The following is an 8241-nucleotide window of genomic DNA, read 5'->3' on the forward strand; positions in this document are numbered from 1 at the left end:
TGTCAACCGACTGCGTGCGCTCACCGGAGGCGCCCAGCTTGATCCCGACCTGGGTGAGCGCGGCCTTGATCTCGCTTGCGCCCTGGTTCCACTTCTGCCGTGCCAGGTCACACGCCTGCCCGGCCTCACCGTGCCAGTCAGCGGCGAAGAGCTGCGTGAACTGGGTGTAGAGGTCCTCCAGGGAGCCCTCCATCGCACCCGTATAGGTGCCGATCGCGGCCGCGACATCCGCGATCTGCCCGAAGTTGTAGGTAATGGTGCCGTCAGCGCCGTAGCTCGGTCCGCCCATCAGATTCCACCTCTGCAAAGTCTCGTCGTTGTCAGCCTCGTCGTTGTCAGCCGCGCAGCACGCTGATGACGGTGCTGTCGCCGGTGGCGGCCGCGGCGGCCTGGATCTCCTGGGCCGCGTCCTCGTCGTGGACGCCGTACCGTGCCGAAGCGTCACTCATCTTGCCGGCGAGCTCGTCCAGCGCGTTCAGGACCTTGGTCAGGCCCTCGTTGAGCTGGATCGACGATCCCTGCAGCGCGGCGTTGGCCGTGCCGGCCATGCCCGCGCCGCTCAGCCCTTGGATCCGGTCGAGGAGCTGCGCCATGCCGGTCGCGACGCTCTCGCGTGTCTCCATGCACTTCTGCGCCATCGTGTTCAGTTGCTGCTGGGTCGCATGGACCGTGCCGATGCCTGGAGTGTCTGTCAAGGCGGTCCCACTCCGTCCTCTGCTCCGCCCCCCGAGCGGGGAGCCTCCCCGAATATCCGAGTTGCTCCATATCCGACGAAACCGTTGGTAGCGTCCTGTATCCAGTATGACCAGCGAACTCCGTGCCGGCTACCCACGGGTCACCATATTTGTGGCAATACGCCAGTAGTCGACCTCGCGAGTACCATTCTGCGGCGTTGCCCAGTTACCCTCGTGGCTGGGCTTGGGGAGATCCGGGCATGGGCCCGCCGAAACTGGACGGGGAGGGGTTGTGGCACCACCGAACAAGCCGCCCACGAACCCGTACCAGGAGCAGACCGGCCACAACACGGACACGGCCTGGCTCGACGGCCACAAGCCGGTCGACGTCGACATCGACGGGATGGTCGACTTCGCCAAGAACATGGTGACCGTCAAGGGAAACCTCGACGGAAGCACCAGCTACCTGGACCTGCTCGGCTCCCTACCCTCCCAGGCCTGGGAGGGCGGCGTCCTCGGCGAGGCGGCGTACATCGCCCAGAGCATGGGCTTCCACTATGCCGAGTTCATGCAGTACGTCATGTTCCTGTCGCAGGGACTCAACAACATCGGCATGGCCGCCCAGACCATCGCCGATGCGTTCCAGGGGACCGACGGCTGGTCGGCGGCCACGCTCGACACGGTCGAGTTCGCCTATGGCGACACCGGTAGGGGCGCGCCACCGGGGCTGCCCACAGGGTTCCCCACGAAGACCTGGCAGCAGGCGTTCGACGAGAACGCGGCGAAGGGGAACGGCGCCATGTCCGGGCAGATCGACCAGTGGACGGTCCAGAGCACTGTCAGCGCCGGGCCCGCCACGATCACGACGTACGTCAACCAGGACGGCCTGACACGGACGATCACCGCATACGGCGGCACGACGACCACCACGCTCAAGGCCGCCGACGGCAACGTGATCAGCAGCAGCAGCCAGACGTCGAGCACCGAGCTCGTCGGGAACACTGTGGTGACCACGACGGCGTTCTACGACGGCAAGGGCAACAAGACCGGTTCACGGACCGAGGAGACGACGTCCAGCGGTGGCCAGGTCACGGAGCATCGCACGGAAACCCGCGCCCCGGACGGCACGGTGACCGGTACGAAGACGACCACGACCAACAGTGACCGTACGCAGACCATCACCACGACGAGGGGCAACGACACGCGAGTGGTCGAGATCGGCGAGCAGACCGAGGGCGAAACGTCTGGTTCGGTCGACAGCCCGGCCCGGGACGCCATGGACGACATCAAGACCCACGACTACCCCACCGCGCCCTGGGCGCTCGGGTAGAAGGTCGGGCAGTAAGGGACGCGGAGGGCCTGGCATGGCGGAAGGTGACTGGAGGAGCCTCCGTGCCTACCGTGGCGGCCGGGGGCCGAACGGCAGTGGGCTGTGGTATCACGAGCCCGACTACGGCACGGTCGAGTTCACCCCGGCGGCGAGCGGCGACGGCAGCGGCGGGGAGCCGATCGAGGTGATCCGTCGCCGGATCATGAACCAGCATCCGGAGGACATCTCGGCGCTGGCCGACCAGTGGCAGAACGCCTACAACCTGCTCCACAACATCAGGGAGCAGCTACTCGGCCAGAGCAACGCCCTCTACGAACAGGCCTGGCGGTCCTCCAAGGCCCGGGAGGCCTTCATGGAGAAGGGGCCCGGCCAGGCACTCGCGTACCTCCAGGACTGGATGGACGCCGCGCTCGACAACGTCAACGGTCTGCGCACCCTGGTGGGCATCGCCCGACAGTCGCGCACCGACATGGAGAACCTCTGGAAGCGCTACGAGTCCGAGATCGCGGACGCTTCGACCGCGAGCGCCGGGACAGCGGCCTGGGAGGGTTTCAAGACCGGGGTCTCGCTCGGGTTCTACGACGGCGAGGCGGGCGTCCAGCGATCGGAGCAGGAAGCCGTCCGGGAGAAACAACAGGAGTTCAACAAACTGGCTCAGGAGCTTGCCTACAACGTCGGCAACCAGTACGGCGAGACCTTCTCCACCCTGGGCGGCGGGCACGGCGCACTGTTCAGGCCGATGAACGCCGTGTTGAACCAGGTAGGCCATACGCCGTTCCCCACGATCGGCGGCGGCCCGCCTTCGCCCGGCGGGCCGCCGGCCGGGCCGGGCGTCGCACCCGTCCTCGCCCCACCGAACGCGCTGTCCGACCCGCCACCCGCAACGCCGCCACCCGCAACGCGGTTCCAGCCGGTCAACGTGACCTCGCCGGTAGCCCCGGAGCAGGTCCCCGTGCCGACCAGCCAGGCCGATCCGGCGAGCGCGGCGCCGCCGCCGGCGTTCAACCCGGCCGCGCCGGCGGGTACGCCCGTCGTGATGCCGCCGGGGTTGCCCGCCGGCGCCGCGGCGGCGAACGCGGCCCTCCGGCCGCCGGCCGCCCTCACCAGGCTGAGCGCCAACGCCGCCGGCCTGAGCAGCGGCCTGATCCAGGCCAAGGGCATCGGGACGCCGGCCGCCGAGGCGATGCCGGGTGCGCTGCGTTCCCCGGCAGCCACGCCACCACCGCCGATGGCAGGCCGAGGCCAGGGCGGGAAGCAGCCGCCGGGCGCCACGGGGCGGGAACGGCGGGAGTCGGGCGCCGAAGGCGCCCGCGAGGAGCCCTTTGTGCACACCCCGGGGAGCACCGCACCACCGGTGCTGAACAATCAGCGCGCCGCCGGGCAGCGCCGGCCCGGCAGCCGTGAGGAGCTGTACCCGACGGCGCGGACCCGGCCCGGCACCCCGGCTCCGTTGCGGTCTGCCGGTGCGGTGCCACCGGTGTTGAACAGCCCGGGGACCAGCCCGCTGCACACGCCGCCGCCGATCAGGCCGGGACGGGGCGCGCCCGCGCGGCCTGGGCAGCCCGGGAGACCCGCGCCAGGCTCTGAGTGGGTCGGTGCGGAGGATGCGCGCGCGGACGCGTCCGCGCCCATCCTCGACGCGCCTGCGCCGCCACCCACCAGCGCGGCCGTGTCCAACCTGGCGGAGGCCAAGCTGCGCGGCCGTGCCGCCGCCACGCCGGCCAGGTCCCGTCAGGGGTCCACGGTCGCGCCGGAGCTCACCGCACGCCGAGCCAGGCCTGACGGCCCTGTGCCGGTACAGGACCGAGCCGGGCAGGCTGAACGGGTGGACGAGCGTGAGCGAATCGTCACCGACGAGGAGGCGTTCAATGTCGACACTCCGGGCGGCGGTGTGGTGGCCAAACAGCCCGAGGACAATTCGTACCGAGCGGAGCCGCCCTCGGCACTGGACGGCGGCGGCTAAAAATGCTTGGGGCCTCCGGGCGCGAGGCCGAGCATGACGGCGTCCTGCGGCCGTAACCACTGGGACGCCAGCACCCGCCGTTCGATGAAGGCGATGACCTCGTAGCCGCGCAGTGCGGTCACCGTCTTCTTGGGATAGACGTCGTTCTCGTTCATCTCGGCGAGCCGGGCAAGGCCAGCGGCGTACCGTGTGAAGTCGCCGGGGGTGACGTAGAAGACCACGCCGCTGCTGGGGCCGTACTCGCCGTCATGTCCCCACTCGAAGGCTTCCTCGGTACCCGCACGCACATCGTTCGGGGTCACCACGTACCGCCCGAGGAGGGCCTTTGCCAGGCGGGCCTGCTCGGAGGTGATTATCTCGTCGAAGTTCGCCGGCAACAGGTGGTCATCCCACGGTGGGGCGACTGCGCTGACATCCGGTATGAAGACGATGTACACGACGAAGTTGAGCACCGCGGTGAAGACGCCCGCGTACAGCTCCGCCGTTGGCGGCTCCTCCTCCGACAGCTCGTGAATCACCTTCATCGGATAGTCGGCCGTCGGCCCGGGCTTCATCCCGTGGGGCCTCCCTTCGGCGTTAATGCGCCGCGGCGAGCAGGTCGTCCAGGACGAGTGTACGGAGGTCGTCGCGGCCGGGTATCCGGCCGAGCGCCCGCAACCGGCCGGACTGCGCCTTGCGCATACCTTCCAGCAGCTTGCGCGCCTCGCGCGCATTGCCGAAGTTCTGGTCGCGTTCAATCTGGCTGAACCACTCGAAGAGAGCGTCGTCGACGCCCGATGCGAACACGTAGTCGTCGTTGCGTGCGATCCGGTTCGCGATGAGCACAAGCTCCTGGGGAGAGTAGTTCTCGAACTCCAGCGTCTTTGCGAACCGGGAGGCGAGACCGGCGTTGGCGTCCAGGAAGTCCGCCATCTCATGGGTGTACCCGGCTGCAATGACCGCAGCCTGGTCGCGGTGGTCCTCCATCAGCTTCACGAGCGTGTCGATGGCCTCCTGGCCGAAATCGGCGCCGGCGCCGGCGGACCGGGACAGGGTGTAAGCCTCGTCGATGAACAGTACACCGCCCATGACCTCCTCAAAAACCGCGGTGGTCTTCTCGGCGGTGTGACCGATGTACTGGCCGACGAGCTCGCGCCGCGCCACCTCCTTGAACTTGCCGTTGGGTAACACCCCGAGCGCCTTGAGGAGCTGGCCGTAGATGCGGGCGACGGTGGTCTTGCCGGTGCCCGGGGCACCGATGAAGACCAGGTGGTGGCTGACCGCGCCGACGGCCAGGCCCGCGCCGCGCCGCCACTCGTTGACCTGGATCTCGTCGATCAACGCCCGCACCTCGGCCTTGACTCCGTGCAGACCGATCATCGAGTCCAGCTCGGCGAGCAACTTGTCGACCTTCTCCGTATCCTGGTTGGTGCCCCCCTCGACGGCGCCGACGCCGACCTTGGGCCTGTGGGCCAAGTCGTCGGCCTCCCGGATGGTCGGTGTGGCGCCCTCGTCGACGTGGATGCCGGGCGTGGCCGTATCCTCGACCCGGGTGCTCTCGACGCTCCCGCCACACCCGCGACCGAACATGATCCCGACGCCGCGGGTGTCGTGCACCCAACTGTTGGTGATGGTCGGCGAGCTCTGGTGCGCGACCGAGATACCCACGTCCCCGGTCGCCGAGATGTCGCACCGCTCGATCGTCGGCCGCCCCGCCTGGTACACGTAGATCCCGCGGAAGCCGCAGCCCTCGATCGTGGAGTTGCGGATGGTCGGGTCCGCGCCGAGGCGCACGATGATCCCGTCGCCCGCGATATTACGCACCTCGCACTTGTCCAGGAGGCCGCCGGCATCCTCGACGATGATGCCGTACTGCCCCTGGAGCACCTTGACGTCGCAAGCCTGGACGTGTGCGCCGTCGCTCACGCTCACCCCGGCCGCGTACCCGGCGCTGACCTGACATCTGTCGATCTGGAGCCGGCCGCCGGTGACGGCCACCGCCGGGTAGTCGCCGGACCTCAGGAGCAGCCCGTGCAGCGTCACCTCGGCGGCGGCGCAGGCCACCGCACAACCGCCCACAGCCGTCGCGTCGATCGTCACCGAACCCGGCTCCACCGCCACCAGGCTGAGCCGCCGCCCCCGCAGCCTGAGGGCTTCGGAGTAGACGCCGGGCTCGATGGAGATCACGGCACCGTCCGGCGTGATCTCCAAGGCGTCCTGAATCGTCGGGTAGGCCCCCGCTCGCCGCGCGGACACCGTCACCGTCACCGTCTGTGCCATGACTCCGCCCGGTCCGATGTCGACCACTAAGAGCGACCGGCAAGAGGGGACGCGGCGTCGCGGGGCCAGGGCACGCACCCCAGCCCCGCTCCTTGATCCACACCCCTATCGCTGGGCGCTCTAAGGATACCCGGTCGGCATGTCCCGGCGGTTCCCGAATCCACTGGTACCGGTAGCCCGTTGATCATCAGCTTCGCTCGTGGCCGGCGCGGTCAGGTCATCCAGTCGACAATGGCCAGCTCGTCCGCTGCCGAGATGACGATCCCGTTGCCGCCGCAGGACGGGCACGGATCGAGACGTCCGCCGTCGCACTCACAGCCGCAGGCGAAGCAGCGCAGCCGGTCGGACGCGTTGCGCCATTCCACGCTACACTGCGGCCGGGACAGATCGGCCAGCCGCAGGATGACGAGCCACGACGGGCTCGGCCGCCGGATTTCGCCTACTGGATTTCATCACGGTGCGTCATATCGGCGGTATTTTTCCGTAAGATCAAAAATGGACGACGTGCCGTCAACAGCGTTGACTAAGAGCGCCCGGCAATAGGGGCGTGGATCAAGGAGCGGGGCTGGGGCACGTACATCGCAAGGCGGAGGAGGGAGTCACCCTGGTCCTTGGGGTGTCGACCGACGACAACGCAGCGAGGTGCGTGCCCCAGCCCCGCGACGCCGCGTCCCTATTGCCGGTCGCTCTAAAAAAGCGTCACGGCAGCAACACGCTATAAACGGGTAGGGCCGCGCTGGCGCAACGCGGCGAGCCCGGCCGCGAGACGAGTGATCGTGTCGGGTGGCGGCAGGAGAACGCGGGTACTCCACGGGAGCGTCCCGCGGACCTCAGCGGCGCTGTGCCAGGCGCCGAGCAGGCCGGCAGTGAGCGCGGCGACCGTGTCGGTGTCGCCGCCGAGAAGAACGGCGCGGGCGATGCCGTCGGGCAGGGATGTAGCGGTGTGCACGCAGTGCAGAACGGCGGTCACAGTCTCGTAGGGATCGAGGCCGATGCCGCTCCTTGGCGGGGACCACGCACCAGCGGCCACCGCGCGCAGCAGCTGGGGCAGTGAGCTGTCCGCACCGAGCCGGCCCGTGCTCGCCTCAGCCTCGGTAACAGCGATGTCGATCAGCTGCCGCGGCTGTTCGACAGCCAGTGACCAGGACGCGCACGACGCGGCGACCAGCGCCGCCGCCTGGGCTTCCCGGCCGGCGTGGGTGGCTCGGGTCAGTTCGACTGCCGACCTGCGGCGCGGTTCGGCGGCCCGGGGCGGGGTGGACCAGCCGACCGGCAGAACGCGCATGGGGCCACCGTTGGTGTTGCCTGCGTCCGGCAGTTGGCCGGTGCCCCGGAACCGGCTGATCGCAGCCCGGGTGGACGGGCCGAGGCCGCGTATCCCCTCGGCACGGTCGCCCAGCCGCCGGGCGAACTCCACCGCCTCGCCCTGCCCGCCGGAGTCGATCAGATGTTCGGCGACGAGCAGTGTCAGCGCGGTGTCGTCGGATGTCGAGCCAGCCGGCCAGCCGCGACCCGTGGGGATAGCGGCTATCCGGGCGGGGTCCACCGCCTCGGGAGCGCATCCTTCCCACGGCACTCCGGCCGCGTCCCCGCAGGCGAAGGCGACGATTGCGCCGGCCACCCGATCGGCGAGCCCATCGGTTACGACCTCGTTCATGCTTCGCCTTCCACCTTTAGTTTAGTTCGGCGCTTCGTCCGCCCAGGCAGCTCACCGTCCACCCACTGGCGATGGGAATCAACAGGTATTCCATGAAATCCCGCCAGTTCCGCTCCATCCGGCGAAGCTCGGCAACCGGCCCGAGCATTGCCATCCGGATTCCGATACCGGTCTCGGCCAGCGGCGGGAACGGCGATATAGCGTGGGCCGACCGCGCCGATGTGCGCACCCTACACGAACAAATGTTCGACCCTGGGGGCATTCCAGGCTATCGTTGATCTATGCAGAGCGTCGCCGCCACCACCAGCCCAGGCTGGGAGCATCCACTGCTCGCCGAGCTGGACACGGTCGCCACCAG

At 69.0% G+C, this 8241-nt stretch carries 8 protein-coding genes; 2 read left to right on the top strand and 6 right to left on the bottom strand.

The genetic code is table 11. The annotated features are described in order from the left end of the window. Together MJ777_RS21170 and MJ777_RS21175 are read right to left on the bottom strand one after the other, a co-directional pair. Window positions 1-289: WXG100 family type VII secretion target (locus tag MJ777_RS21170; RefSeq protein WP_239377566.1), on the bottom strand; the 289-nt coding region annotated here is incomplete at its 3' end. 46 nt (window positions 290-335) lie between these two features. Continuing rightward, window positions 336-695: a WXG100 family type VII secretion target gene (locus MJ777_RS21175; RefSeq protein ID WP_239377567.1), complete on the bottom strand. Its 360-nt coding sequence runs from the start codon at window positions 693-695 to the stop codon at window positions 336-338. 271 nt (window positions 696-966) lie between these two features. Between MJ777_RS21175 and MJ777_RS21180 the strand changes: the two genes are divergently transcribed. Together MJ777_RS21180 and MJ777_RS21185 are read left to right on the top strand one after the other, a co-directional pair. Beyond that, window positions 967-2004, top strand: a complete 1038-nt coding sequence (locus MJ777_RS21180) for a hypothetical protein (RefSeq protein WP_239377568.1) — start codon at window positions 967-969, stop codon at window positions 2002-2004. 34 nt (window positions 2005-2038) lie between these two features. Further along, window positions 2039-3967: a hypothetical protein gene (locus MJ777_RS21185; RefSeq protein ID WP_239377569.1), complete on the top strand. Its 1929-nt coding sequence runs from the start codon at window positions 2039-2041 to the stop codon at window positions 3965-3967. Here MJ777_RS21185 and MJ777_RS21190 read toward each other — a convergent pair. From MJ777_RS21190 to MJ777_RS21205, 4 genes are all read right to left on the bottom strand, one after another. Next, complete coding sequence (locus tag MJ777_RS21190) at window positions 3964-4521, bottom strand: hypothetical protein (protein ID WP_239377570.1); 558 nt, start codon at window positions 4519-4521, stop codon at window positions 3964-3966. The two genes, MJ777_RS21185 and MJ777_RS21190, sit on opposite strands and share 4 nt — an antisense overlap. A 22-nt stretch (window positions 4522-4543) precedes the next feature. Next, window positions 4544-6226, bottom strand: coding sequence for a right-handed parallel beta-helix repeat-containing protein (locus MJ777_RS21195; RefSeq protein ID WP_239377571.1), 1683 nt, complete (start codon window positions 6224-6226; stop codon window positions 4544-4546). 212 nt (window positions 6227-6438) lie between these two features. Beyond that, entirely contained in the window at window positions 6439-6591 is a 153-nt protein-coding gene (locus MJ777_RS21200) for a hydrogenase maturation nickel metallochaperone HypA (protein WP_239377572.1), read from the bottom strand. Window positions 6592-6941: 350 nt separating this feature from the next. Beyond that, entirely contained in the window at window positions 6942-7883 is a 942-nt protein-coding gene (locus tag MJ777_RS21205) for an ADP-ribosylglycohydrolase family protein (RefSeq protein WP_239377573.1), read from the bottom strand. Window positions 7884-8241 lie beyond the last annotated feature (358 nt).

The organism is Protofrankia sp. Cj5 (genome assembly GCF_917627405.1).
In the GTDB taxonomy this organism is placed as follows: Bacteria; Actinomycetota; Actinomycetes; order Frankiales; family Frankiaceae; genus Protofrankia.

Excerpts from the sequence above, each read along its gene's own strand:
- MJ777_RS21185 (WP_239377569.1), top strand. The coding sequence starts at position 2,039 with ATGGCGGAAGGTGACTGGAGGAGCCTCCGTGCCTACCGTGGCGGCCGG.
- MJ777_RS21190 (WP_239377570.1), bottom strand. The coding sequence starts at position 4,521 with ATGAAGCCCGGGCCGACGGCCGACTATCCGATGAAGGTGATTCACGAG.
- MJ777_RS21195 (WP_239377571.1), bottom strand. The coding sequence starts at position 6,226 with ATGGCACAGACGGTGACGGTGACGGTGTCCGCGCGGCGAGCGGGGGCC.
- MJ777_RS21205 (WP_239377573.1), bottom strand. The coding sequence starts at position 7,883 with ATGAACGAGGTCGTAACCGATGGGCTCGCCGATCGGGTGGCCGGCGCA.